This window comes from Rhodococcus sp. WB1 (assembly GCF_001700945.1).
In the GTDB taxonomy this organism is placed as follows: Bacteria; Actinomycetota; Actinomycetes; order Mycobacteriales; family Mycobacteriaceae; genus Rhodococcus; species Rhodococcus aetherivorans.
This window is the reverse complement of sequence record NZ_CP015529.1, coordinates 2,903,505-2,927,083: the sequence shown is the minus strand read 5'-3', so window position 1 is coordinate 2,927,083 and position 23,579 is coordinate 2,903,505. Positions and strand designations below refer to the sequence as shown.

The 23,579-nt window shown below is 72.4% G+C and carries 23 protein-coding genes; 14 read left to right on the top strand and 9 right to left on the bottom strand.

Going from position 1 to position 23,579, the window contains the following annotated elements; translation table 11 throughout:
• Positions 1-13 precede the first annotated feature (13 nt).
• The 5 genes from dapA (at position 14) to A4U64_RS12900 (ending at position 7,385) form a co-directional block, all read left to right on the top strand.
• Positions 14-922, top strand: a complete 909-nt coding sequence (gene dapA, locus A4U64_RS12920) for a 4-hydroxy-tetrahydrodipicolinate synthase (protein ID WP_006948292.1) — start codon at positions 14-16, stop codon at positions 920-922.
• Positions 919-2,736: a ribonuclease J gene (locus tag A4U64_RS12915; RefSeq protein WP_006948291.1), complete on the top strand. Its 1,818-nt coding sequence runs from the start codon at positions 919-921 to the stop codon at positions 2,734-2,736. Before dapA ends, A4U64_RS12915 begins: the two co-directional genes overlap by 4 nt.
• 77 nt (positions 2,737-2,813) lie before the next feature.
• Positions 2,814-3,437: a TIGR03085 family metal-binding protein gene (locus A4U64_RS12910; protein ID WP_029543318.1), complete on the top strand. Its 624-nt coding sequence runs from the start codon at positions 2,814-2,816 to the stop codon at positions 3,435-3,437.
• Positions 3,438-3,527: 90 nt separating this feature from the next.
• The gene (locus A4U64_RS12905; RefSeq protein WP_198163416.1) at positions 3,528-6,188 is read left to right on the top strand and encodes an FtsK/SpoIIIE family DNA translocase; all 2,661 of its coding nucleotides are present in this window, start codon (positions 3,528-3,530) and stop codon (positions 6,186-6,188) included.
• 210 nt (positions 6,189-6,398) lie between these two features.
• Entirely contained in the window at positions 6,399-7,385 is a 987-nt protein-coding gene (locus tag A4U64_RS12900; RefSeq protein WP_006948285.1) for a TerC family protein, read from the top strand.
• A 26-nt stretch (positions 7,386-7,411) separates the two neighbouring features.
• On the opposite strand, the gene A4U64_RS12895 is transcribed toward A4U64_RS12900, so the two are convergent.
• Together A4U64_RS12895 and A4U64_RS12890 are read right to left on the bottom strand one after the other, a co-directional pair.
• Complete coding sequence (locus tag A4U64_RS12895) at positions 7,412-7,696, bottom strand: YciI family protein (RefSeq protein ID WP_065922634.1); 285 nt, start codon at positions 7,694-7,696, stop codon at positions 7,412-7,414.
• Between the two features lie 40 nt (positions 7,697-7,736).
• Positions 7,737-8,264 (bottom strand): amino-acid N-acetyltransferase, encoded by a 528-nt coding sequence (locus tag A4U64_RS12890; RefSeq protein WP_170914076.1) that lies wholly within the window; start codon positions 8,262-8,264, stop codon positions 7,737-7,739.
• A 132-nt stretch (positions 8,265-8,396) separates the two neighbouring features.
• On the opposite strand from A4U64_RS12890, the gene pgsA reads away from it, so the two are divergent.
• From pgsA to pspM, 5 genes are all read left to right on the top strand, one after another.
• Complete coding sequence (gene pgsA, locus A4U64_RS12885; protein WP_006948282.1) at positions 8,397-9,053, top strand: CDP-diacylglycerol--glycerol-3-phosphate 3-phosphatidyltransferase; 657 nt, start codon at positions 8,397-8,399, stop codon at positions 9,051-9,053.
• A 4-nt stretch (positions 9,054-9,057) separates the two neighbouring features.
• On the top strand, positions 9,058-9,558 hold the full coding sequence (locus tag A4U64_RS12880; RefSeq protein WP_065922633.1) for a CinA family protein: 501 nt from the start codon (positions 9,058-9,060) through the stop codon (positions 9,556-9,558).
• 145 nt (positions 9,559-9,703) lie between these two features.
• Complete coding sequence (locus A4U64_RS12875) at positions 9,704-10,102, top strand: helix-turn-helix domain-containing protein (RefSeq protein ID WP_006948280.1); 399 nt, start codon at positions 9,704-9,706, stop codon at positions 10,100-10,102.
• A 194-nt stretch (positions 10,103-10,296) separates the two neighbouring features.
• Complete coding sequence (locus A4U64_RS12870) at positions 10,297-11,112, top strand: PspA/IM30 family protein (RefSeq protein WP_003935651.1); 816 nt, start codon at positions 10,297-10,299, stop codon at positions 11,110-11,112.
• A gap of 40 nt (positions 11,113-11,152) precedes the next feature.
• Positions 11,153-11,962 (top strand): phage shock envelope stress response protein PspM, encoded by an 810-nt coding sequence (pspM, locus tag A4U64_RS12865; RefSeq protein WP_006948279.1) that lies wholly within the window; start codon positions 11,153-11,155, stop codon positions 11,960-11,962.
• Positions 11,963-11,977: 15 nt separating this feature from the next.
• Here pspM and A4U64_RS12860 read toward each other — a convergent pair whose 3' ends face one another.
• The 3 genes from A4U64_RS12860 to A4U64_RS12850 are packed head-to-tail and all read right to left on the bottom strand — an operon-like array spanning position 11,978 to position 13,879.
• A complete protein-coding gene (locus A4U64_RS12860; protein ID WP_006948278.1) occupies positions 11,978-12,583 on the bottom strand; it encodes an energy-coupling factor transporter transmembrane component T family protein in 606 nt (201 codons plus the stop codon).
• Entirely contained in the window at positions 12,580-13,260 is a 681-nt protein-coding gene (locus A4U64_RS12855) for an energy-coupling factor ABC transporter ATP-binding protein (RefSeq protein ID WP_029543325.1), read from the bottom strand. The genes A4U64_RS12860 and A4U64_RS12855 overlap by 4 nt, the downstream gene beginning before the upstream one ends.
• Positions 13,261-13,282: 22 nt before the next feature.
• Entirely contained in the window at positions 13,283-13,879 is a 597-nt protein-coding gene (locus A4U64_RS12850) for a biotin transporter BioY (protein ID WP_006948276.1), read from the bottom strand.
• Positions 13,880-14,096: 217 nt separating this feature from the next.
• Between A4U64_RS12850 and A4U64_RS28510 the strand changes: the two genes are divergently transcribed.
• Complete coding sequence (locus A4U64_RS28510) at positions 14,097-14,270, top strand: hypothetical protein (RefSeq protein ID WP_029543328.1); 174 nt, start codon at positions 14,097-14,099, stop codon at positions 14,268-14,270.
• Between the two features lie 15 nt (positions 14,271-14,285).
• On the opposite strand, the gene A4U64_RS12845 is transcribed toward A4U64_RS28510, so the two are convergent.
• The gene (locus A4U64_RS12845; RefSeq protein ID WP_043798200.1) at positions 14,286-16,787 is read right to left on the bottom strand and encodes a bifunctional lysylphosphatidylglycerol flippase/synthetase MprF; all 2,502 of its coding nucleotides are present in this window, start codon (positions 16,785-16,787) and stop codon (positions 14,286-14,288) included.
• Positions 16,784-18,118, bottom strand: a complete 1,335-nt coding sequence (locus A4U64_RS12840; RefSeq protein WP_029543331.1) for an alpha/beta hydrolase — start codon at positions 18,116-18,118, stop codon at positions 16,784-16,786. Before A4U64_RS12840 ends, A4U64_RS12845 begins: the two co-directional genes overlap by 4 nt.
• A gap of 57 nt (positions 18,119-18,175) precedes the next feature.
• Between A4U64_RS12840 and A4U64_RS12835 the strand changes: the two genes are divergently transcribed.
• Complete coding sequence (locus tag A4U64_RS12835; protein ID WP_006948272.1) at positions 18,176-18,895, top strand: PIG-L deacetylase family protein; 720 nt, start codon at positions 18,176-18,178, stop codon at positions 18,893-18,895.
• Here A4U64_RS12835 and A4U64_RS12830 read toward each other — a convergent pair.
• Together A4U64_RS12830 and A4U64_RS12825 are read right to left on the bottom strand one after the other, a co-directional pair.
• Positions 18,877-19,782: a diacylglycerol kinase gene (locus A4U64_RS12830; protein WP_006948271.1), complete on the bottom strand. Its 906-nt coding sequence runs from the start codon at positions 19,780-19,782 to the stop codon at positions 18,877-18,879. The two genes, A4U64_RS12835 and A4U64_RS12830, sit on opposite strands and share 19 nt — an antisense overlap.
• Complete coding sequence (locus A4U64_RS12825) at positions 19,779-21,401, bottom strand: FAD-binding oxidoreductase (protein WP_065922632.1); 1,623 nt, start codon at positions 21,399-21,401, stop codon at positions 19,779-19,781. Before A4U64_RS12825 ends, A4U64_RS12830 begins: the two co-directional genes overlap by 4 nt.
• A gap of 20 nt (positions 21,402-21,421) precedes the next feature.
• Between A4U64_RS12825 and A4U64_RS12820 the strand changes: the two genes are divergently transcribed.
• Both A4U64_RS12820 and A4U64_RS12815 read left to right on the top strand, forming a co-directional pair.
• Positions 21,422-22,039 (top strand): TetR/AcrR family transcriptional regulator, encoded by a 618-nt coding sequence (locus tag A4U64_RS12820; RefSeq protein WP_065922631.1) that lies wholly within the window; start codon positions 21,422-21,424, stop codon positions 22,037-22,039.
• Positions 22,036-23,571 carry a glycerol-3-phosphate dehydrogenase/oxidase gene (locus tag A4U64_RS12815; RefSeq protein WP_050035117.1) on the top strand — a complete coding sequence of 512 codons (1,536 nt, stop codon included), beginning with the start codon at positions 22,036-22,038 and terminating at the stop codon, positions 23,569-23,571. Before A4U64_RS12820 ends, A4U64_RS12815 begins: the two co-directional genes overlap by 4 nt.
• Positions 23,572-23,579: the final 8 nt, after the last annotated feature.

The window sequence follows — 23,579 nt, the reverse complement described above, 5'->3', positions numbered from 1 at the left end:
TAGCCTTCTGACCATGACCAACGGTGATTCCGCTTCTGCTGTCGAGCTTCCGTTCGGCACCATCGCCACAGCGATGGTGACCCCGTTCACCGCCGACGGCAAGCTCGACGTGGACGCGGGTGTGCGTCTTGCCGCCTACCTGGTCGACGGCGGCTGCGATGCGCTGGTTCTCGCGGGCACCACCGGCGAATCGCCGACCACCACCGAGAACGAGAAGCTCGAGCTGATGCGCGCCGTGCTCGCCGCGGTGGGGGACCGCGCGAAGATCATCGCCGGCGCCGGCAGCAACGACACCGCCCACAGCGTCGAACTCGCCCGCGACGCCGCGCGGGCCGGCGCCCACGGCCTGCTCGTCGTCACTCCGTACTACTCGCGGCCGCCGCAGGCCGGGCTCTACGCCCACTTCACGGCCGTCGCGAACGCCACCGACCTGCCGGTCATGCTCTACGACATCCCACCGCGCTCGGTCGTGCCGATCGAAACGGAGACGCTGCGCCGGCTCGCGGAGCATCCGCGCATCGTGGCGGTCAAGGACGCCAAGGGCGACCTCAACGCCGGTGCCGAGCTCATCGGCACCACCGACCTGAAGTTCTACTCCGGCGACGACCCGCTGAACCTGCCGTGGCTGTCCGTCGGCGCCGTCGGATTCGTCAGTGTCATCGGGCATCTCGTTCCCGGCCGGCTGCGCGAGCTGTACGACGCCTTCCAGGCCGGCGACCTCGTCCGCGCCCGCGCGGTCAACCTGAGCCTCATGCCGATCCTGCGCGCCGTCTCCCGCCTCGGCGGGGTGAGCGCGTCGAAGGCAGGTCTGCGGTTGATGGGTCTCGACGTCGGCGAGCCGCGCCTGCCCCAGGTGGCGCCGACCTCTGCGCAGATCGACGCGCTCGCCGCGGATCTGCACGCCGCGGGGGTGCTCGCGTGAGCCGCCCGTCGCGCGGCCGGGGCCGCGCCACCCGCAACGCCGGACCGCCCAGCGGCCGGCCCGCGCGCCGGACCGTGCAGACCTCGGCCAACACCCAGCGGCCCGATCCGCGCAAGGTGGCGGACATGTCGGGGCGCCTCGGCACCCCGCCGAAGGCGCCGCCGAAGGGCCTGCGCGTCGTCGCGCTCGGCGGCATCGGCGAGATCGGCCGCAACATGACGGTCTTCGAGCATCAGGGCCGGCTCCTCGTCATCGACTGCGGCGTGCTCTTCCCCGAGGACCAGCAGCCCGGCGTCGACCTGATCCTGCCGGACTTCCGGCACATCGAGGACCGCATGGACGACGTCGAAGCCGTCGTCCTCACCCACGGCCACGAGGATCACATCGGGGCGGTGCCGTTCCTGCTGCGCCTGCGTCCCGACATCCCGGTCGTGGGCTCGAAGTTCACCCTCGCGCTCGTCGCCGCGAAATGCCGCGAGCACCGGCTGCGGCCCAACCTCGTCGAAGTCGTCGAGGGGGACAAGACCACGCACGGCCCGTTCGAGTGCGAGTACTTCGCCGTCAACCACTCGATCCCGGACGCGCTCGCCGTCGCCGTCCGCACCGAGGCCGGGCTCGTGCTGCACACCGGCGACATCAAGCTCGACCAGTTGCCGCTCGACGGCCGCCTCACCGACCTCGCCGGATTCTCCCGGCTCGGCGACGAGGGCGTCGACCTGTTCCTCGTCGACTCCACCAACGCCGAGGTGCCGGGCTTCGTGATGCCCGAACGCGAGATCGGCGGCGTCCTGGACAACGTCATCGGCAAGGCCACCCAGCGCGTGATCGTCGCGTCCTTCGCCAGCCACGTGCACCGCATCCAGCAGGTCGTCGACGTCGCCGGGCGGTACAACCGCCGCATCGCCTTCGTCGGACGGTCGATGGTGCGCAACATGCAGATCGCGCAGGACCTCGGCTACCTGCGGGTGCCGGACGGGCTCGTCGTCGATCTCGACACCGCCGCGACATTGCCCGACAACCGGCTCGTGCTGATCTCCACCGGCTCGCAGGGTGAACCGCTGTCCGCGCTGTCGCGCATGGCGCGCGGCGAGCACCGCCAGATCAACATCAAGGCCGACGATCTCGTCATCCTGGCTTCCTCCCTGATCCCGGGCAACGAGAATTCGGTGTTCGCGGTCGTCAACGGCCTCGCCAAGCGAGGCGCCACCGTCGTCACCCAGCAGAACGCGAAGGTGCACGTCTCCGGCCACGCCTCCGCGGGCGAGCTGCTGTACCTGTACAACGCGGTGCGCCCGACGAATGCGATGCCGGTGCACGGCGAATGGCGGCACCTGCGGGCCAACGCGGCGCTGGCCGAGGCGACCGGGGTGCCGCGGGACCGGATCGTGCTCGCCGAGGACGGCGTGGTCGTCGACCTCGTCGACGGGCTCGCGGAGATCGTCGGACAGGTACCCGTCGGCCACGTCTACGTCGACGGCCTGTCCGTCGGTGACGTCGGCGAATCGACCCTGTCGGACCGGTTGATCCTCGGCGAGGGCGGCTTCATCTCCATCTCCGTCGCCGTGGACGAGAACGGTCGCGCCGTGAGCACCCCGGGGGTGTCCGGCCGCGGCTTCTCCGACGACCCGGGAGCGCTCTCCGAGGCCGCGCAACTCGTGGACAAGGTCCTCAACGAGCTCGCCGCCGAGGGTATCGACGACGCCCACCGCATCGCCCAGGCGATCCGCCGTGTCGTCGGGCGCTGGGTGTCCGACACCTACCGTCGCCGGCCGATGATCGTGCCGACGGTGATCACCGTCCCGGGCCCGGCGTAGCCGCGCCGGCGCAACCGCACCCTGCCGTGCCGGACGGTCCGGCGCTACCGGACCGGTCCGGCACTACAGTGGGCCGCGTGAGCCTCGCCCGTGACGAACGACACGCACTCGTCCGCACCATGACACAGACCGGTCCCGACGCCCCCACCCTGTGCGGGGACTGGACCGCCCGGGACCTCGCCGCCCACCTCGTGGTCCGCGAACGCCGGATCGACACGATGCCGGGCATCGTCCTGCCACCCCTGGCCGGGCACACCGAGCGGGTGCGCGCCGAGGCGGCGGGAGGGTCGTGGGAGCAACTGCTCGCCGACATCGAGTCCGGACCGCCGATCTGGTCGCCGCTGTACCTCGTCGACGGACTCGCCAATGCCGCGGAGATGTTTGTCCACCACGAGGACGTGCGGCGCGCCGCGCCCGGGTGGGAGCCGCGACCGCTCGACCCGTCGACCCAGGACCGCCTGTGGCAGATGGCCCGGCAGGTCGGTCGGCGCGGCTATCGCGGCACCGACGTCACGGTGGTGTTCGAACGCCCCGACGGCACCCGCGCGACGGTCCGGCGTCGCGGGCCGCGCACCGTGGTCCTGCGCGGCGAACCCGCCGAGCTGCTCCTGCATGCGTTCGGCCGTGACGAGGTGCGCGTCGAGACGTCCGGGGAGGCGGCCGACGTCGCGGAGGTCGCCGCATCCGGTCGCGGCATCTGATCCGTCCCGGCGCCGGTGTGACCACCGCGTGCGGCTGATGCCGGTGTTGCGGATGGTTCGGTTGTGGACATTGCGACTAACCTGACGGGTATGGCAGGAAAGTCGGGTGCCCGCGGATCGTCGTCAACGACCTCACGGTCGAGGTCGGGCGCGCGCGGCTCGTCCGCCGCCGCGGGCTCGTCGTCGCGGACGAAGAGCAGCACCCGCAAGCCCGCCCCGACGACCCGCCGGCAACCGGCCGCGCGGCGCCCGGCCCGCGCCACCACCCCCCGGCGCAAGGCGCCCGCCCGCTCGTCGCGGGGCAGCGTCCTGCACACGCTCGGTCGCGGGATCGGGAGCGGCTGGACGATGATCGCCCGCGGTGTGGGCGCCACCACCCGCACGATGGGCAGGGTGACGGAGGTCGAGCACGGCCACCGCCGCGACGGCATCGCCCTCGGGCTCATCGCCGCGAGCGTCGTCGTCGCCGGCACCGTCTGGTTCGCGGTCGGTGGCCCGCTCGGGGGCTGGCTCGAGACCGCAGTCCGCGCGGTCGTCGGCGGCGCCAGCGCGGTGCTGCCGCTGGCCGGCCTCGTGATCGCCGTCGTCCTCATGCGCACCGAGCCGCGGCCGGAGATCCGGCCCCGGCTCGTCCTCGGGTCGCTGCTCGTCGCGCTTCCCGCACTCGGCCTGTGGCACATCGCCTCGGGTATGCCGGACGACGGCCCGGGCCGCGAGGGCGGCGCCGGGTTCGTCGGCTACCTGGTGGGCGGACCCCTCACCGACGGTCTGACGGTGTGGCTGTCGGTTCCGTTGCTGCTGATGGCGGCCGGCTTCGGGATCCTGCTGCTCACCGGCACGACGATCCGGGAACTGCCCGGCATGTTCCGCGACTACTTCGGTCTGCACTACCGAGCCGACGACGAGTACGGCGAGTACGACCCGGACCCTGCCGGCGGCTACGACCCGGAGCGCGACCCGACCCTGTTCGACGCCGACGGCTATCCCGTCGAGCGGCGCACCCGGACCCGGCGGCGCACCCCGGTCGAGAACTACCCCACGGACGAGTTCGACGGCGACGCCCGCACCGAGGTGCTGCCCCTGTGGGAGCCGGATCCGGCGCCCGCCACGTCGCCGGCACCCGAACCCGAACCGGCGCCGGAACCGCCGCGGGCCCGCACCCGGCCCAAGGCGGCCCCCGCACCGGTCCCGCCGGCGGAGGAGCCACCCGCCGACGACAAGCTCGAGCCGCTCGTGCCCGATCGGGTGGTCGAGGGCGACTACACCCTGCCGTCGCTCGGGCTGCTGCTCGAGGGCGACCCACCCAAGCAGCACAGCTCGGCGAACGATCAGATGATCGAGGCCATCACCGAGGTGCTCGAGCAGTTCAAGATCGACGCCGCCGTCACCGGCTTCACCCGCGGCCCGACGGTCACGCGGTACGAGGTGGAACTCGGCCCGGGTGTGAAGGTCGAGAAGATCACCGCACTCGCCCGCAACATCGCCTACGCCGTGGCCACCGACAACGTGCGACTGCTCGCGCCGATCCCCGGCAAGTCCGCGGTCGGCATCGAGGTCCCGAACTCGGATCGTGAGCTGGTGCGTCTCGCCGATGTGCTCGCCGCACCGTCGACCCGCAAGGACCACCACCCGCTGGTGATCGGGCTCGGCAAGGACATCGAGGGCGACTTCGTCTGCGCGAACCTGGCGAAGATGCCGCACCTGCTGGTCGCCGGCTCCACCGGCTCCGGCAAGTCGAGCTTCGTCAACTCGATGCTGGTGTCGCTGCTCGTGCGCGCCACGCCGGACGAGGTCCGGATGATCCTCATCGACCCGAAAATGGTCGAGCTCACGCCCTACGAGGGCATCCCGCACCTGATCACGCCCATCATCACCCAGCCGAAGAAGGCGGCCGCCGCCCTCGCGTGGCTGGTGGAGGAGATGGAACAGCGCTACCAGGACATGCAGGCCAACCGGGTGCGGCACATCGACGACTTCAACACCAAGGTCAGGTCCGGCGAGATCACCGCGCCGCTCGGCAGCGAGCGCGTCTACCGGCCCTACCCGTACATCCTGGCGATCGTCGACGAGCTCGCCGACCTGATGATGACGGCCCCGCGCGACGTGGAGGACGCGATCGTGCGGATCACCCAGAAGGCCCGCGCCGCCGGCATCCATCTGGTGCTCGCCACGCAGCGGCCCTCGGTGGACGTCGTGACCGGCCTGATCAAGACGAACGTGCCGTCGCGGCTCGCGTTCGCCACGTCGTCGCTGACCGACTCCCGGGTCATCCTCGACCAGCCCGGTGCCGAGAAGCTCATCGGCATGGGCGACGGCCTGTTCCTGCCGATGGGCGCCGGAAAGCCGATCCGGATGCAGGGCGCGTTCATCACCGACGAGGAGATCGCGGCCGTCGTCGACTTCGCCAAGAACCAGAAGGAACCGGAGTACACCGAGGGCGTCACGACGGCGAAGGCGGGCGAGAAGAAGGACGTCGACCCCGACATCGGCGACGACCTCGACGTTCTCCTGCAGGCGGTCGAGCTGGTGGTGTCGAGCCAGTTCGGTTCGACGTCGATGCTGCAGCGCAAGCTGCGCGTCGGCTTCGCGAAGGCGGGTCGGCTGATGGATCTGATGGAGACCCGCGGCGTCGTCGGTCCCAGCGAGGGGTCCAAGGCGCGGGAGGTCCTGGTCAAACCGGAGGAACTCGACGGCCTGCTGTTCTCGATCCGCGGCGGCGGGGACGGGGCGGCGTCGGCGCCGGCGGAGTAGGGCCGGCGGCACGGTTCGATGCCGCGACCCGCGTGTGGTTGAATGGGAGACGTGGAGGGGAGTATCCCCTAACCCGCGGCAGTTCCGTCAACACGTGCGACACCGATGTCGTTCCGGGGCTGCCGACCTCGAAGCCGCACCGTCGAGCTGCGATCCGAGGTGGGAGAGACCTCCGGTGGTTAGCTGTACCTACCGGAGGAATATCTGCCGATGCATGTCACCCCGCTCACCTGGATCGTCACCATCCTGGTGATTCTCGGGCTCTTCGTCTTCGACTTCTACGCCCACGTCCGCAAACCGCACGCGCCGTCGCTGCGCGAGTCAGGCTTCTGGTCGGCGGTGTTCATCGGCCTCGCCGTGGTGTTCGGCGTCGTGGTGTTCGCGATCTGGGGGCCGACGTACGGCGGTGAGTACTTCGCCGGTTACGTCACCGAGAAGGCCCTCAGCGTCGACAACCTGTTCGTGTTCGTCATCATCATGTCGACCTTCGCGGTGCCGCGCGAGTACCAGCAGAAGGTGCTCACGATCGGCATCGTCCTGGCGCTCGTGATGCGCGGGGCGTTCATCGCCGTGGGTGCCGCGGCCATCAACGCCTACAGCTGGGTGTTCTACCTGTTCGGGGCGTTCCTCATCTACACCGCGATCAAGCTGATCCGCGAGCACGGAGACGAGGTCGAGCACGAGAAGGAGCGGGAGAATCGCATCGTCTCGCTGGTCCGCAAGGTGTACCCGACCACCGACGAGTACCACGGCGACAAGCTGTTCACCCGGATCGACGGCAAGCGCTTCGCCACCCCGATGCTGCTCGCCCTCGCCGCCATCGGCTTCACCGACATCCTGTTCGCGCTCGACTCGATCCCGGCGATCTACGGCCTCACCAGCGAGCCCTACCTGGTGTTCACCGCCAACGCGTTCGCCCTGATGGGCCTGCGGCAGCTGTTCTTCCTCATCGGCGGTCTGCTCGAGCGGTTGGTCTACCTGTCCTACGGCCTGTCCGTGATCCTCGCGTTCATCGGCGTCAAGCTGGTGCTGCACGCGCTGCACGAGAACACCCTGTCGTTCGTCAACGGCGGTGAGCACGTCGCGGTGCCGGAGATCTCGACCTGGCTGTCGCTGGGCGTGATCGTCGGCGTGCTGGTGGTGACGACCGTCGCGAGCCTGCTCAAGACGCGCAGCGAGAAGGCCGACCTCACCTGACCTTCCCGCCGCGCCGGTGACGGGCGTCAGTCGTTGAAGACGCCCATCACCGGGAGCCACTGCGTGATCCGGACCTCGTCGAGCAGCCCCTGACGGGCGAACGGATCCTGAGCCATGACCTCCCGCACCGCGGGCTCGTCCGCGGCCTCGACGAGGATCAGTGCGCCGGACCCGTCGGCCCACGGGCCGGTCGCGCGCACCGTCCCGGCCTCGACGAGTTCGCCGAGCCAGCCGCGGTGGGCGGGCCGGTGCTCGTCGCGGCCGCTCGCGGTGGCCTCGGAGTAGGTGTACTCGACGGCGAACATGGGCATGGGTCCTCGCATTCGTGACAGGTGGGCGGAAGGGGGCGGCTCAGAGCGTGAGCAGCATCCGGGTGTTTCCGAGGGTGTTCGGTTTGACGTAGCTCAGATCCAGGAACTCGGCGACACCGGTGTCGTACGAGCGGCACATCTCCGCGTACACCTCGGCGGTGACGGGTGTGCCGTCGATCTCGGTGAATCCGTGCCGGCCGAAGAACTCGACCTCGAACGTGAGCACGAACAGCCGTTCGAGTTCGAGTTCGCGGGCGACGTCGATCAGGCGGGACACCACGAGGTGACCGACCCCGCGACCCTTGACCCGGGGATCCACCGCGACGGTCCGGATCTCGCCCAGGTCGGACCACAGCACGTGCAGGGCCCCGCAGCCGACCACGGTGCCCGCCGTCTCGGCCACCCAGAACTCCTGCACGGCCTCGTACAGCGTGACGAGGTTCTTCTCCAGGAGGATCTTGCCCGAGTAGATGTCGACCAGCCGCTTGATCTCCGGAATGTCGCCGGTTCGCGCACGTCGTACGAGGATGCGGTCGTGAGTCTCCTGGTCCGTCGTCCGCGAAGTCATAGTGGTGAACAGTAGCCGGTCGCTCTACCGATATTGTGTCCGTGTGCCGGTCGGATCCCCATGCTCACGTGTCGCCCCGGCGGACCCGGGTCCGCCTCGTCCTGCGGCGACGTCCGTGGCGCGGAGGCCGGCGTGAGCGCGCCGCATCCGGAGGTGGCCGGAACCGGCGGTGCGGCGGCGGCTCCCGGGCCGCATGCCCCCGCGGCCGCGGAGCCGGTCCCGCTGTGGAACATCGCCAACATCCTCACCATGCTGCGGATCGTTCTGGTGCCGGTCTTCCTTCTGGTGCTGTTCGTCGGCGACGGTCACGACGTCGCGTGGCGCATCGCCGCAACGGGTGTGTTCGCCGTCGCGGCGATCACGGACCGCATCGACGGACAGCTCGCCCGCAAGTACGGACTCGTGACCGATTTCGGCAAGCTCGCCGATCCGATCGCCGACAAGGCGCTCATCGGCGCCGCCCTCGTGGGCCTGTCGCTGCTCGGTGACCTGTCGTGGTGGGTGACCGGCATCATCGCGGCCCGCGAGCTCGGCGTCACGGCGCTGCGCTTCTTCGTGCTGCGGCACGCGGTGATCCCCGCCAGCCGCGGCGGGAAGGCCAAGACCCTGGTCCAGACGCTCGCGATCGTGCTGTACCTGCTGCCGCTGCCGGAGGCGGCGATGCCCTTCGCCGTCGCGCTCATGGGACTCGCCGTGATCCTGACGGTGGGCACCGGCATCGACTACGTGGTCCAGGCGGCGCGACTGCGCGCCGGGGTGCACCGCGTCGAGCAACAGCACGGGGAGTGAGGCGGTGCCCGACCCGCTCGTTCCCGGCACCGCGGCCGCGGAGCTGGTCGCGACCCTGGCCGCGCGGCGGCAGACGGTGGCCACGGCCGAATCACTCACGGCCGGGCTGATTGCGGCGACGATCGCCGGGGTACCCGGCGCCAGCGTGGTGCTGCGCGGGGGGCTGATCGTCTACGCCACCGACCTCAAGTCCACCCTGGGCGGCGTGGACCCGGAACGGCTCGCGGCGGACGGGCCGGTCTCCGAGTCCACCGCCGCGGCCCTGGCCGAGGGCGCAGCGACTCGCTGCGGAGCGACGTGGGGCGTGGGCATCACCGGCGTGGCCGGACCGGACCCGCAGGACGGGCACCCGCCGGGCACGCTGTATCTCGGGATCGCCGGGCCGGGCGGCACGGTGGTCACCCGCCCGCCGGTGCGCGGGGACCGGTGGGACATCCGGGCCGGGGCTGCCCGTGCCGCCGTGTCGGGCCTACTCACCCGCGTGCGCGGCGCCGCGGGGATGTAGTGTCTTGACACCGCGGTACCGGTGGCAGCCGGACCCGTGCGGAGCCGCGCCCGGCAGGGTTTTCGTGCCCGGGCGGGGAGCCGGGAACCCGGCGACGTGCGTCGTGCGTTGACGGGTTGAGCGACGACGGACGAAGGAGGATGGGATGGCGCTGTTGTTGCGTGAGGCAATCGGTGACAGTCTTCGGCGCACCCGCGTTTCGCAGAGCCGCACCCTGCGTGAGGTCTCCAGCAGCGCCCGGGTCAGCCTCGGCTACCTCTCCGAGATCGAACGCGGGCGCAAGGAGGCGTCGAGCGAACTGCTCGCCGCGATCTGCGACGCCCTCGACGTCCCCTTGTCCGACGTGCTCTTCGACGTCAGCGAGTCGCTTGCCGATGCGGTTCCCGCCCGCGGCCGGACCCCGGTCGGGGCGGCGGCAGGTCTCGGGGCCGAGCCGAAGTCCCGGGACTCGGACGCCCGCGCCGCCGAGCACGCGGCGCTCGTGGCGCAGGACACGCGTGTGGTGATCCCGCCGCCGGCGGCACGCGCGCTGGCCGCCGCATAACATGGAGGACGGACCGCGCCGGCCTGGCCGGACGCGGCCGAAAGCGACACAATTCGGGTCACCACCGGGGGGTGGCTCGGGACACACGGCGGCCGGGTACGCGGGGATCACACGGCCGACCGGAAACGGTGCGCGAGGGCCGCGCACCGGGTCGCGTTCGCCGCGGCGTACCAGATGGAGGCAGGATCACTCCCATGGCTAATCCGTTCGTCAAGGGTTGGAAGTACCTGATGGCGCTCTTCAACTCGAAGATCGATGAGAAGGCCGATCCGAAGGTCCAGATTCAGCAGGCGATCGAGGACGCGCAGCGCCAGCACCAGGCACTGTCCCAGCAGGCCGCGTCCGTCATCGGCAATCAGCGTCAGCTCGAGATGAAACTCAACCGTCAGCTCGACGAGGTCGAGAAGCTCAACGCGAGCGCGCGGCAGGCCGTGCTCATGGCGGATCAGGCCAACGCCGCCGGCGACACCGAGAAGGCCATCCAGTACACGAACGCCGCGGAGGCGTTCGCGGCCCAGCTGGTGACCGCCGAGCAGTCCGTCGAGGATCTGAAGGTGCTGCACGATCAGTCCCTGCAGGCCGCGGCGCAGGCGAAGAAGGCCGTCGAGCAGAACGCGATGGCTCTCCAGCAGAAGGTGGCCGAGCGCACCAAGCTGCTCAGCCAGCTCGAGCAGGCCAAGATGCAGGAGCGCGTGAGCGAGTCCCTGCGCTCGATGGACTCGACGCTCGCCGCGCCCGGCACCACGCCGAGTCTCGACGCGGTCCGCGAGAAGATCGAGCGTCGTTACGCCACCGCGCTCGGATCCGCCGAGCTCGCGCAGAACTCGGTGCACGGCCGGATGCTCGAGGTCCAGCAGGCCACCGTCCAGATGGCCGGCCACAGCCGTCTCGAGCAGATCCGGGCCTCCATGAAGGGCGAGGCGCTGCCCGGCGCGGCGGCACCCGCGACCCCCGCGGTCAACCCCACCAAGGAACCGCCGTCGGCGGCGGGAAGCGCCGGCTCGCAGTAGCGCCGGGGTCGATGGCAGACGGCAGAAACGCGGCAACGCAATGAACACACCCGCACGCGGCCGGACCGGACAGTTCCCCGGTCCGGCCGCGGCTGCGCTCCGGGACATGACCGGCAGCGTGGTCGAGGCGGCGCGCCGCTGGAACGACCCCGCGGCCCGGGTGCGCCGCAAGAAGCGCCGAGCCCGCCGGCGTGCCCGCCTGTTCGGCGCAGCCTCCGGAATGAGCGGTGTCGGCACCGCGACGCTGGTGGCCGCGTCGGCCCCCGACTGGACCATCGTCGCCACCGGCGGGACGACCGCCGCGCTCGTCGTGCCCGCCGTGCTGGCGGTGCGTACCTTCCGGCGCCTCGACGCCGTGCCGCTGCCGCCGCCGGCACCCGCCCGCCGGGCCCTGCCGCCGTCGGGTTCCGTCGCGCGGGCCCCGATGGCCCGGCTGGCGAGCGACGAACAGAGCCTCGCCCAGCTGCTGACGGTGCTGGCTCGTTCCCGCACCGTCGCCGCCGACGACCTCGAGGAGATCGCCGCGGCCGCCCGGGAGGCCTCCGACGCGCTCGAGGCCGTCGCGGTGGATGTGGTCGCGCTCGAATCCGCCGCCCGGGACAGCGCCGCCGCCGGGGCGCACCTCGGGGCGGCCGTCGCGGCCGCCGGACAGCGACTCGACACGGGCGTCGACCAATTCGAGGAACTCGTCGCCGCCGCGGCCCGGCTCGCGGCGGCCCCCGACGGAACCCGTTCGATGGCCCTGCTCGACCGCCAGCGCGCCGAGCTGATCTCGGCCTCGGACCGGCTCGAGAGCTGGGCCCAGTCGTGGCGGGAGATCCGGCAGATCGAGGGCCGCTACCGGTACTGACGTCGTCCAGGTGGCTCAGTCGTCCAGGCCGCGGGCGACGAGGGCCTCGCCCATCGCCTCCGCGGTCAGCAACGCCCCCACGACGACGGGCACCGCCAGGGCCCGCAGCGAGAAGCCGAGCCCGCGGGCCTTGCGTGCCTCGGTCACCTGCGCGACGATCCCGCCGAGCATCGGGACGGCCCGGACGGTCATCACCAGCACGAGGCCGACCCGCTCCGGATCCACGCCGACCCGCCGGAACGGGCCCAGCCCCGCCACGATCGCATCGAGCATGTCGCTCACCCGGGTGGTCAGCGTCACCAGCGCGGCGAGGGCCACGGCAACCAGCAGCTGACCGGAGACCACCACCGCCCGCTCCCAGCCGGCGAGCAGCACCTGGAACGCCGCGATCACCACGAGCATCCACAACAGCGGCCGGAGCTGTCGCAGCGCGGGCCGGGGCGGGATCCGCGCCAGCAGGTAGAGCCCGAGCACGACCGCCCCGGCCACCGGCACCTGCCACGGTTGCCGCATCCACACCGTGAGCGCGACGATGAGCACCGCGGTGACCAGCAGCTTCGGGCCCGCGGGCGCCCGGTGCAACGGCGACGCCGCGCGATGGTACAAGCCCAGGGTGCTCACGCGACCAGCCTGCGGTAGTAGTCGATCGCCGGGCCGGGTGTGTCGTCGGCGACGACGCGCCCACCGTCGACGACGAGCACCCGGTCGAAGCCGGTCAGCAGGTCCAGATGGTGGGTGACCACCACCAGTTGCTGCTCGAGGGCGGCGAAGGTCCGCGCGATCAGCCGGGCGTTGCGCAGATCCAGCAGCGTGGTGGGCTCGTCCGCCACCAGCACCTGCGGATCGGTGACCATGATCGCCGCGAGGGCCAGGAGCTGCTTCTGCCCGCCGGAGAGCAGGTGACTCGGGTGGTCGTGGTGCCCGGCCAGCCCGAAGTCGGCGAGCACCCGCCGTACCCGCTCCGCGCGCTCGGCCTTGCTCAGTCCGCTGCGGCGCAGGGAGAAGGCGACGTCTTCCGCGACCGTGGGCATCACGATCTGATGGTCGGGATCGGTGAAGACGAATCCCACGCGCCGGCGCACCTCGCGGGCCTTGCGGGCGGTGTCCAGGCCGTCCACCGTGACCGTGCCGGAGGTCGGGATCACCAGCCCGTTGATCATCCGGGCCAGGGTGGACTTGCCGCTGCCGTTGGCGCCGACGATCCCGACGCGGCGCTCGGTGAGGGTCACGTCGATGCCGTCGAGGACGGTGCGCTCACCGTAGGCGTGGCCCACCTGCCGGAAGCGGATCTCGCTCATGCGGTCGTGCCCGGCCCGGCGCTCAGCGCGCGGGGTCGGTGGCCGGGCGTGCCGGTGCGCTCGGGCTGAGCAGGGCCGGGTAGGCGCGGTGCACCTGGGCGGCGACGACCGCCGCGACGACGGCCTTGAGCAGGTCACCGGGCAGGAAGGTGGCGTTCGCGCTCAGCGCCGCCCACAGCGTGAGATCGGTGCGTGCGAGCATGCCGGCGATACCGAAGACGTAGAGCACGACGATGCCACCGAGGACGTTGACGGCGATGCCCGGCAGCACCCGGTAGCGGGGCAGCATGCGCGCCGAGAGCCAGCCGATCACCGCGACGGCGGGAAGCCAGCCGAGCAGGAAGCCGACCGTCGGGCCGGCCAGCGCCGTCAGGGTCGTGCGTCCCCCGGCGAGCACCGGCAGCGCCAGGCCCAGCACGATCACCGTGGCCACCGACAGCACGCCCTTGCGGACGCCGAGCAGCGCCCCGGCGAGCATCACGCCCAGCGTCTGCAGCGTGATCGGCACGCCCGACGAGCCGACGGTGATCTGCCCGGGCAGACCCAGAGCGATGATCAGGGCGGCGAACACGGCGATCTGCGCCAGGTCGCGGGCGGGCGTGCGGCGGGTCGAGGACACGATTCTCAGCCTTCTGACGAGGGGACCGAACCTGTCGAGGGTATGTCGCCGCGGCGTGCTCCTTCTCACCACCCCGCTCCGGGCCGGCCCCCGAACAGGGCCGCACCGGCCTCCGGGTAACCACCCATCTTTCCCTGATCTCTGCGTTGACCTGGTGTTTTTCCGACCGTGGGGTGTCACGATCGACAACGAACGGCAACGACGCAAGGAGAAGACGATGTTCTGGAAGATCGTGGGTGTGGTGGCGCTGGTGTGGATCGCCCTCGTGGTGGTCGGGGCGCTCGCGGAGCACCTGTTCGGGATTCTCGTGGTGAGCGCGCTGATCTTCGGCGGCTACATGCTGTACAAGGCCGTGGCCGGCAGCAAGGACGACCACATCACCCACGTGTGATGTGGTCGCGGCGGCTCAGCGCCGCAGCAACTGTGCGAGCAGCCGGCGACCCTGCCCGAGCGACACGTCGGGCAGATACGCATGACCGACGGCGATGCCGATCGTGGGCAGGGCCGCGGCGTCCGGGAACACCAGGTACATGGGCCGGTGCTGCGGCTGGAACTTCGCCTTGAAGGCGAGCAGCGACCGGAAGCCGTAGACCGGCTCGAGGGTGCGGCCCAGCAGGTCGAGCAGCGCGTCGAGCGCGCCGCGGTCGAGGGCGCCGCGGTCGAGGGCGCCGGCCGACGGGTCGGCGCCGGCGAGCGGCGCGCCGGACAGGCTGAGGAACTCGAGGCCCTGTTCCTGCGCGGACATGGCGGCCGAGGCGATGAGGAACTCCATCGCGGGACGGAAGCCGTCGGAGCGGCGGCGCATGAAGTCGAGGGTCAGGCCGACCAGGGCGCCGTCCCGGTAGACCGGCATCCACGACGTCACGGCGTGCACGTGGTCGTCCGCGTCGATCGCCAGGAGCAGCCGCACCTCGGGGTCGCGCAGTTCCTCGAGCCCACCGAGGGTGAAGCCCATCTCGGGGAGGCCCTTGTCGGCGACCCATTCCTCGGAGATCTCGACGATCTGCTCCGTCATCGGCAACGGCGCCTCGGTGAACGTCGTCCACCGCGCCTCCACGCCGTCCTTGGCGGCGCGGTTGAGGGCGGTGCGGACGTCCTGGAACTTCTTGCCCTTGAACGCGAGGCCGGGAAGCGCGACGACCGTCTCCTCGGCCACCCGCAGACAGCTCCAGCCGTGGTCCCGGGCGATCGCGGCGGTGTCCTCCCCGACGGAGTAGAAGCACGGGGTCCAGCCGTTGCCGAGGCAGTACGCGGCGAACTCGTCGATCGCGTTCTCCAGGCCGGCCGGATCACCCACCGGGTCGCCCGTGGTCAGGGCGACACCCGAGTGGACGCGGTAGGCCACGGCGTGCCGGCCGTCCTCGCCGAACCAGTAGTGGTTGCCGGGCCACGTCGTCATCCACGACAGCGAGGTGCCGCCGGGGGAGTGCAGCAGTGCACGCACCCGGTGTTCGTCGCCGGGATCGTGCCCGAGAGCGGGGACCAGGAAGCTCCGGACCATCAACAGGCAGAACGCGGCCCACACCAGCACCCCCACCCACTCGAACAGCAGCGTGGCGGCCGGGGTCAGCGGCAGTACCGGCGGCTCGAACAGCTGCAGATACACGGGTGGGACGAGACGTCGCGGCGCGTCGCGCACCAGCGTGGCGCCGCCGGGGTCGCGGTCGAAGCCGTCGGCGAGCAGCGCCCCCACCCCCACGTAGGTGACGAGCGCGGCACCCGCCGCGGCGGCGGTGCCCAGCCACACCCGCGGATACGTCCCGCGCGGGGCGCGCACCCCGAACAGCCGGCGGGTCATCAGCAGCAGCACGAGCACCGCGACGAGGGCCAGCAGCGGAGCGAGTTCCATGTACACCGAGCTGGTGCGGCGGGTGCCGTACAGCAGCGACCGGGTCTCCTCCTGCTCGGTGATCTGCACGACCGCGCTGACGGCGGCCACCGCGATCAGGGCGACGTGCCCCCACACCGAGAGCAGCCACGCGGCGCGGCGGCCCCGGCGCAGTCCCTCCGCTCCCACGAGCAGCACCGCCGACGGCATCAGGTTCATCACCAGCGGTCCGATCCCGGACAGGCGCAGCGCCTGCCGCCCCTTGCGGCACTCGTCGCGCAGGGCCGGGTCGGCGCAGATGTCGACCAGTTCCCGTGCGCTGTACGGGACCTGGTCGAACAACTCCCGCAGCGCCGAGAGCGGCCCGATGGCGTGGGGGGAGAACGCCGCCAGGATCGGGCCGAGGACGCTGGCGGCGACCACCAGCGCCACGAGGGTGCGACGCTCCCGCACGGTGCCGCCGAGCGCCGGGCCCCGGGCCGCGCGGCCGAACAGCACGGGTCCGAGGAACAGGCCTGCCAGCGCCGCGCAGAGCCGCACCACGTCCTGCAGGTGCCCCGCGAACAGGGCGCTCGTCACGAGGAACACCAGCACCAGGGTGCGGATGCGGCGCCGCCACAGCGTACCCATCGCCGCGGTGGCGGCGAGCAGGGTGCCGAGCACCCACGGCAGGGGATCCTCGGTCAGGTGCCCGTGCAGCTCGAAGCCCCACGAGTTCGGCACGGTCGACGCCAGCAGCGCCACCAGCAGGGCGAGCGCGGCACCCGCACCCTGCGAGAGCGCCGCGGCGAGTGCGAATCTGCGGCTGCCGAGGCGGTTCTCCACCGGCACCGCGACGGCGAGGATCGCCACGCTCGACAGGACGTACTCGCCCAGGCCGGACGCGAAGAGCCCGGACGTCCAGAGCACCCACGGATGCCCCTCGCCGAAGCTACGGGTGCCGAGGGAGACGTCGAGGGCCAGGTCGTGGGACGGCCCGCGCCACACGGACCCGGTGGCGATCGCGAGCACCCACATCGCCGCGAGCAGGGTCAGAGCGACGGGGGCCCGGCGCAGCGCCGCGCCGCTGCGCGCGATCACGGGGCGACGAGGCCGAGTCGGCGGCTGAGCCACGGCAGCTCCTTCTCGAGTCCGGCGGACCACACCGCGAAGCTGTGCGCTCCCGGCAGTTCCGTGAGGTGGACGTCCATGCCGGCGGCCCGGGCCGCCGTCGTGAGTTGTTCGATTCCCGAACGGTATTCGCTGTCGTCGAGGCCCACGACGAACGCCCCTGCCGAGCCGGGGTAGCGGTTGCGGGCCAGCAGGTCGGCAGGGTTGTTCCGCGCGAACGCCTCCGTGTCGCCGCCGAACACCTCGCGGATCGTGCGGTCCCGATCGCCGAGGGTCGGCTCGGCCTGGCCGGAGAAGTCGAGGAACGTGGGGTACACCTCGGGGCGGGCGGTCGCGAGCTGCAACGCGCACGTGCCTCCGTACGAGAGCCCGCCGATCGCCCAGCCCGCCGGATCGTCGTCGACCTGCAGGTGCTCGCGGACCCAGGCGGGCACGTCGAGCGCCAGGTAGGTCGCGGCGTTGCCGAGGCGGGAATCGGCGCACAGCGGGTTGTCGAACTGGCCGCCGGTGCCGTCGGCGAGCACGACGACCGGTGCCAGCCCCTCGTGCCCGGCCGCGAACGCGTCCATGATCTGCGGCAGCCGGCCCCCGATCAGCCAGTCGTCGGTGCTGCCGGGCTGGCCGGCGAGCAGCACCAGCACCGGGAGTTCGGGGCGCGGGTCGGCGAAGTAGGCGGGTGGCAGGTAGATCCGCGCGTCGCGGGCGCGGAATCCCGAGACTGCGCCGGGGATCGGGGTGGTCGTCACCGCGCCGGTCGCGGGCAGATCGGCCGGGGGCGACCAGGTCTCGGACAGCGGCCGCCGAGCGACCGTCGCCGTGGCCGGTGCCAGGGCCGCGTCGAGCGGCACGGTGCGGTAGTCGGTCATGCCGAGGGCGGAACGCACGGTGGGGTAGGCGTCGAACACCGCGTTGATCCGCCCCGCGCCCGCCACCACCACCGCCAGTGCGGCGACGACGAGGCCGGCCGCGACGAGCGGACGCGCCCGGTCCCGGCGGCGGACGAGCCACCGGCCGGCCAGGAGCGCGACGGCGAGGACGGCGACGGCGGTCCACGCGTACACATCCCGAGGCAACCGATCCGGGAACGGTCGCCACACCTGCTCGACGAGCACGGCGGCGAGCACCACCAGCACCAGGGTCAGCGCGACGGCCGTCGGAATCCCCGTCAGGAGCCAGCGGCGGTGCCGTCGCGCGGCCAGGGCGGCCAGGCCCGCGACGGTGAGGACGGTGAACACCACGGCCGCCGCCGTCGTCGTCAACCGCACGTCGAGCGCTGCTTCGACGAGCCCGGACCACGACACGCCGTCCAGTATGCGCGAGGCCCCCACCCCCGCATCGTGATCGGCGATAGTGGACGAATGGAACCGGTACCGGAGGACTGGCAGCGGGCGCTCGTGATCGCCGCGCACCCCGACGACATCGAGTACGGCGCGGCGTCCGCGGTGGCGCGGTGGACCCGACAGGGCAAGGAGGTGCGCTACGTCCTGGCGACCAGCGGCGAGGCCGGCATCGCGGGCCTGCCGCCGGCGGCGTGCGGGCCGCTGCGCGAGCAGGAGGAGCGGGCATCCGCCCGGGTCGTCGGGGTCGAGGTGGTCGAGTTCCTCGGGCATCCCGACGGCCGCCTGGTGGCGGGGCCGGACCTGCGCCGCGATCTTGCGGCGGCGATCCGGCGGCACCGACCCGAGATGGTGGTGACCGGCAATTTCGGGCTCACGTGGTTCCCCGGCGTCCTCAACAGCGCCGACCACCGTGCCCTGGGGCTGAGCGTGCTCGACGCGGTCACCGACGCGGCGAACGAGTGGATCTTCCCGGACCTGGCCGAGCAGGGTCTGCCGCCGTGGCCGGGGGTGCGGTGGGTGGCGGTGAGCACCACGTCTCCCACTCACGGAGTGGACGTCACCGACACCGTCGAGGACGGCGTCGCGTCCCTCGCCGAGCACCGCCGCTATCTCGAGGCACTCGCGCCCACCCCCGTGCTCGACCAGGCCCGGGCGCAGGTGGAGTCGGCCACGGCCGCTCTGCCCGGGTTCGCGGCGGAACGGGCCGCCGGGTTCGAGCTCTACACGTTCGGGGGCTGACCGCCGGGTACGAGGACGACTCCGGCACCGGGCACGGCCTCGACGTCCACGGGCAGCGGTCCGAGCGGTTCGCCGTCCGCGTAGGCGGAGATGCCGGGACACTCGAGCCGCACCCGCCGGGCGCGGTGCACCCTCACCTCGTCCAGGTCGACGTGGGTGCCGCGGTAGACGGTGGGGAACAGGCGCAGCAGGCGGGTCCGGTTGGCCGAGGTCACGATCACGACGTCGAGGAGGCCGTCGTCGAGACGCGCGTCCGGCGCGATGCGCATGCCGCCCCCGTAGGTGGAGGCATTGCCCACGGCCACCATCGTCGCCGCCACGTCGAGGTCGTCGCCGTCCAGCGTGATGCGATACGGCAGCAGGCGGAGATTCGCCAGTTCCGCGACCATCGCGACGTTGTAGCGCAGCCGGCCGCGCGGCCGGCGCATCCGGTTGGCGCGGTCGGTGACCAGGGAGTCGAATCCGCTGGCGAGCACGGTGCCGAACCAGTGGTCCGGCCGCCCGGGCGCCCGGACCCTTCCGAGGTCGATCGTCCGCGTGGCCCCGTCGGCGATCACGTCGGCCGCCGCCACCGGATCCGACGGCACGTGCAGGACGCGGGCGAGGTCGTTGCCGGTCCCGGCCGGGACGATGCCGAGCGGAATCCCGGTCTGCGCGAGCGCCTGCCAGGCGAGCCAGACGAGCCCGTCCCCGCCGACCGCGACGAGTGCCCCGGTTCCCTCGCCGACGGCGTGGCGCACCAGTTCGAGGGAGTGTTCCGGGGTGTCGCCGGCGATCTCGGTGACGCGCAGGCCCCGTTCGCGCAGCCGGGCCGTGGCGGACCTCGTCGCGCGCGCGGTGTGCGGGCCCGCGGCCGGGTTCGTCAGGACGGTGACGGATTCGATCACGGCAGCAGCTTTCCAGGGTTGAGGATGCCGAGCGGGTCGAGTGCGTCCTTGACCGCGCGGAGCAGGCCGGTGCCCAGAGTCCCGATCTCGTCGGCCATCCACGGCCGATGGTCGCGCCCGACCGCGTGGTGGTGGGTGACGGTGCCGCCGGCCGTCATGATCGCGTCCGTGGCGGCGCGCTTGGCCGCCGACCACTGCGTGAGGGGATCGTCCGTCTGCGCGCACACGACGGTGAAGTACAGGGACGCGCCGGTGGGGTAGGTGTGCGAGATGTGGCACAGCACCAGTGGCGGGGTGCCCTGTTCCTGCAGGGAGGCGGTGAGCGCATCGGTCACCGCCGTCCGCAGCCGCGCCAGATTGCTCCACGTGGTGGCGGTTTCGAGGGTCTCGGCGAGTGCCCCGACCCGCAGCAGGGCGTCGCGCAGGTGCGGCGCGTCGAACCGTCCCTGCTCCCAGGCGCGGGCCGGCTCTTCTCCGAGGTCGGTGCCGCCCAGGGTCGAGAGCAGGGCGTCGACCTCCGCGGCGCGGGCTCGTACGTGTTCGGCGGTGCCCTCGACGGTGGTCACGGCCAGGCATCCGGTGGGGGCGGTCGCACCGATGTGTTCGTGCAACGCGAGGTTCGTCGCGGTCTCGGTCTCGTCCGACAGGCGCAGCACGGTGGGGACGGCGCCGGTCTGCACGAGGGTGCGCAGGGCGTCCGCACCCGTGGCGAAGTCGGGAAACGACCAGGCGCGGTGGGCGGTCGCGGCGGGAATCGGGTGAATTCGCACGCCGACCTCGGTGACGATGCCGAACAGGCCCTCGGACCCGAGGAACAGTTGCCGCAGGTCCGGGCCCGCGGCCGAGGCCGGGGCGCGGCCCGCCCGGACGGTACCGCGCGGGGTGGCGACGACGAGGTGCTCGACCATCTCGTCGAACCGGCCGTGGCCCGCGGAGGCCTGGCCGGAGGATCGGGTGACGGCGAACCCGCCCACGGTCGCGTGGCGGAAGCTCTGCGGGAAGTGCCCGAGCGAGAAGCCGTGGGCACCGAGCAGCTCCTCGGCCTGCGGTCCGGTCGCGCCGGCCTGCAGCGTCGCCAGACCGGAGACCGGATCGAGATCGGTGAGCGCGTTCATCCCTTGCAGGTCCACTGCGACGACGGCCTCGAAGCCGTCGCGCACCGGATCCAGCCCGCCGACGACGCTGGTGCCGCCGCCGAACGGCACGACGGCGATCCCCTCGCCCGTGCAGTAGTCGAGTACGGCGAGCACCTCGTCGTGGCTGCCGGGCCGCAGCACCGCGTCGGGACCGTCCTGCGGGCCGGGGTTCTGTCGCCGCAGCAGGTCGAGGGTGCTCTTGCCGCCGGCGTGACGGAGCCGGGCCGCGTCGTCGTCGGCGACGTGTTCCGGACCGACGATGCGCCGCAGGCCCTGGTGGTGCCGGGTGCCCAGCCGGGACGGGGTGAGCCGCACGGCGGTCTCGGGCAGCGAACGGGCGCGCTCGGTGTCCACGCCGAGAGCCTGTCGAAGCAGTGTGCGGACGCCCTCGCCGAGTTCCTTCCGGCGGTCCGCCGTGCCCCACGCGTCCCACTCCATCTCGGCTGCGGCGGTGGGGTGTTGCGGTGTGAACCTCACAGTCATGCGTTACAGTGTTACATACAATGTCTATTCGTAACGATGAGATCCGGTCTTCCGGCCCGCCGGCGGCAACCGTCGAGAACCAGATCCTCGACGCCACCCGCTCGTGCCTGCTCGACTTCGGACTGCGGCGCACCACCCTCGCCGAGGTGGCGCGGCGCGCCGGTGTCAGCCGCCCCACGGTCTATCGTCGCTGGCCCGACACCCGTGCCCTGGTCGCGGACCTTCTCACCCGTGAGATCCGCGCCGTCCTGCCCGATCTCCGCGAAGAGGGGCCCGTCCGGCCGCGCGTCGTGCGGGCCGTCGTGACGGCCGTCGACGAGATCGGCACACATCCGCTGTTCGAGAAGATCCTGCGGTCGGACCCGGACCTGCTCATGACGTACATCGTGGACCGGCTCGGGACCAGCCAGCACGCAGTGCTCGAGGTGCTGACCGGGGCGCTCGTCCTCGGCCAGCGCGACGGCACCGTCCGCGCCGGCGACGTCCGCGCGCTCGCCGCGTTCGTGCTGCTCACCGCCCAGTCCGTGGTGCAGTCCGCCGGGATGGTCACCGAGGTGGTCGACCGGGCGGCCCTGCTGGCCGAGCTGGCGCACGCCGTCGACACCTATCTCGCACCCTCCGGGGAGGATCGCCCGTGACCGGACCCGCCTCCAGTGCCCTCGACGCCGCCCGCCGCCGCCGGGAACTCGACGACCTCGCCGCCCGGCCCACCGTCGACGTGCTCGTCGTCGGCGGCGGTGTCACCGGCGCCGGCGCCGCGCTCGACGCCGCGTCGCGCGGCCTGAGCGTCGTCCTCGTCGAACGGCACGATCTCGCCTTCGGCACCAGCCGGTGGAGTTCGAAGCTCGTCCACGGCGGCCTGCGCTATCTCGCCACCGGGAACATCGGTATCGCCCGCGAAAGTGCCGTCGAGCGGGGAATTCTCATGACCCACACGGCGCCGCACCTGGTGCGCGCGATGCCGCAGCTGGTGCCGCTGCTGCCGTCGGTCGGCCGCGGCGAGGCCGCGCTCGTGCGCACCGGGTTCCTCGCCGGCGACGCCCTGCGGGTCTCCGCGCACACGCCGTCCGCGGTGCTGCCGCGCTCGCGCCGCATCGGCGCGGGGCGCGCCGCCGACCTGGTCCCCGCCGTCCGGCGCGACGGGCTGCGCGGGGGACTGCTCGCCTACGACGGCCAGCTCGTCGACGACGCCCGGCTCGTCGTCGCCCTCGCCCGCACCGCCGCCTCCTACGGCGCCCGCATCCTCACCCGCGTCGACGCCCACTCCGTCACGGCCGACGGCGCCGCCCTGCGCGACACCCTCACAGGCACCGAGGTGCGGGTGACGGCCCGCGCCGTGATCAACGCGGCGGGCGTGTGGGCGGGACAGGTGGATCCGTCGATCCGGCTGCGACCGAGCCGCGGCACCCACCTCGTGCTCGCCGCCGCCGCCCTCGGCAACCCCACGGCCGCGCTCACCGTGCCGATTCCCGGCGCCACCAACCGGTTCGTCTTCGCGCTGCCCGCCCAGCTGGGCCGCATCTATCTGGGACTGACCGACGAGGAGGCGCCCGGCGCGCTGCCCGACGTCCCGCAGGCCACCGACGGTGAGATCGACTTCCTCCTCGACACCGCCAACACGGCCCTCGCCGTGCCCCTGACCCGCAACGACGTCCTCGGCACCTTCGCGGGACTGCGGCCGCTGCTCGACTCCTCCGCGCCGGGTACCGACACCGGCGGCGGCACCGCGGACCTGTCGCGCCGGCACGCGGTCGTGCGCTCCGAGTCCGGTCCGATCGGCATCGTCGGCGGCAAGCTCACCACCTACCGGCGGATGGCGCAGGACGCCGTCGACGCGGCCGTCGAGACGGCCGGACTGCGTGTCGGGCCGTGCCGCACCCAGCGGCTCCCCCTCGTCGGCGCCGCGACTCCTGCCGTGCTGCGCACCGTCGCCGCCCCGGCGAACCTGGTGCGGCGCTACGGCACCGAGGCGGCCCTGCTCGCCGCGGACCCGCGCCGGCTGGAACCGATCGTCCCCGGGCTCGACATCAGCCGCGCCGAACTGGAATTCGCCGTCACCCACGAGGGCGCCCTCGACGTCGACGACATCCTCGACCGCCGCACCCGGATCGGGCTCGTGCCCGGCGACCGGGCCCGGGCGCTCGACGCCGCCGGGGATGTGTCGGCCTGACCGCCGGA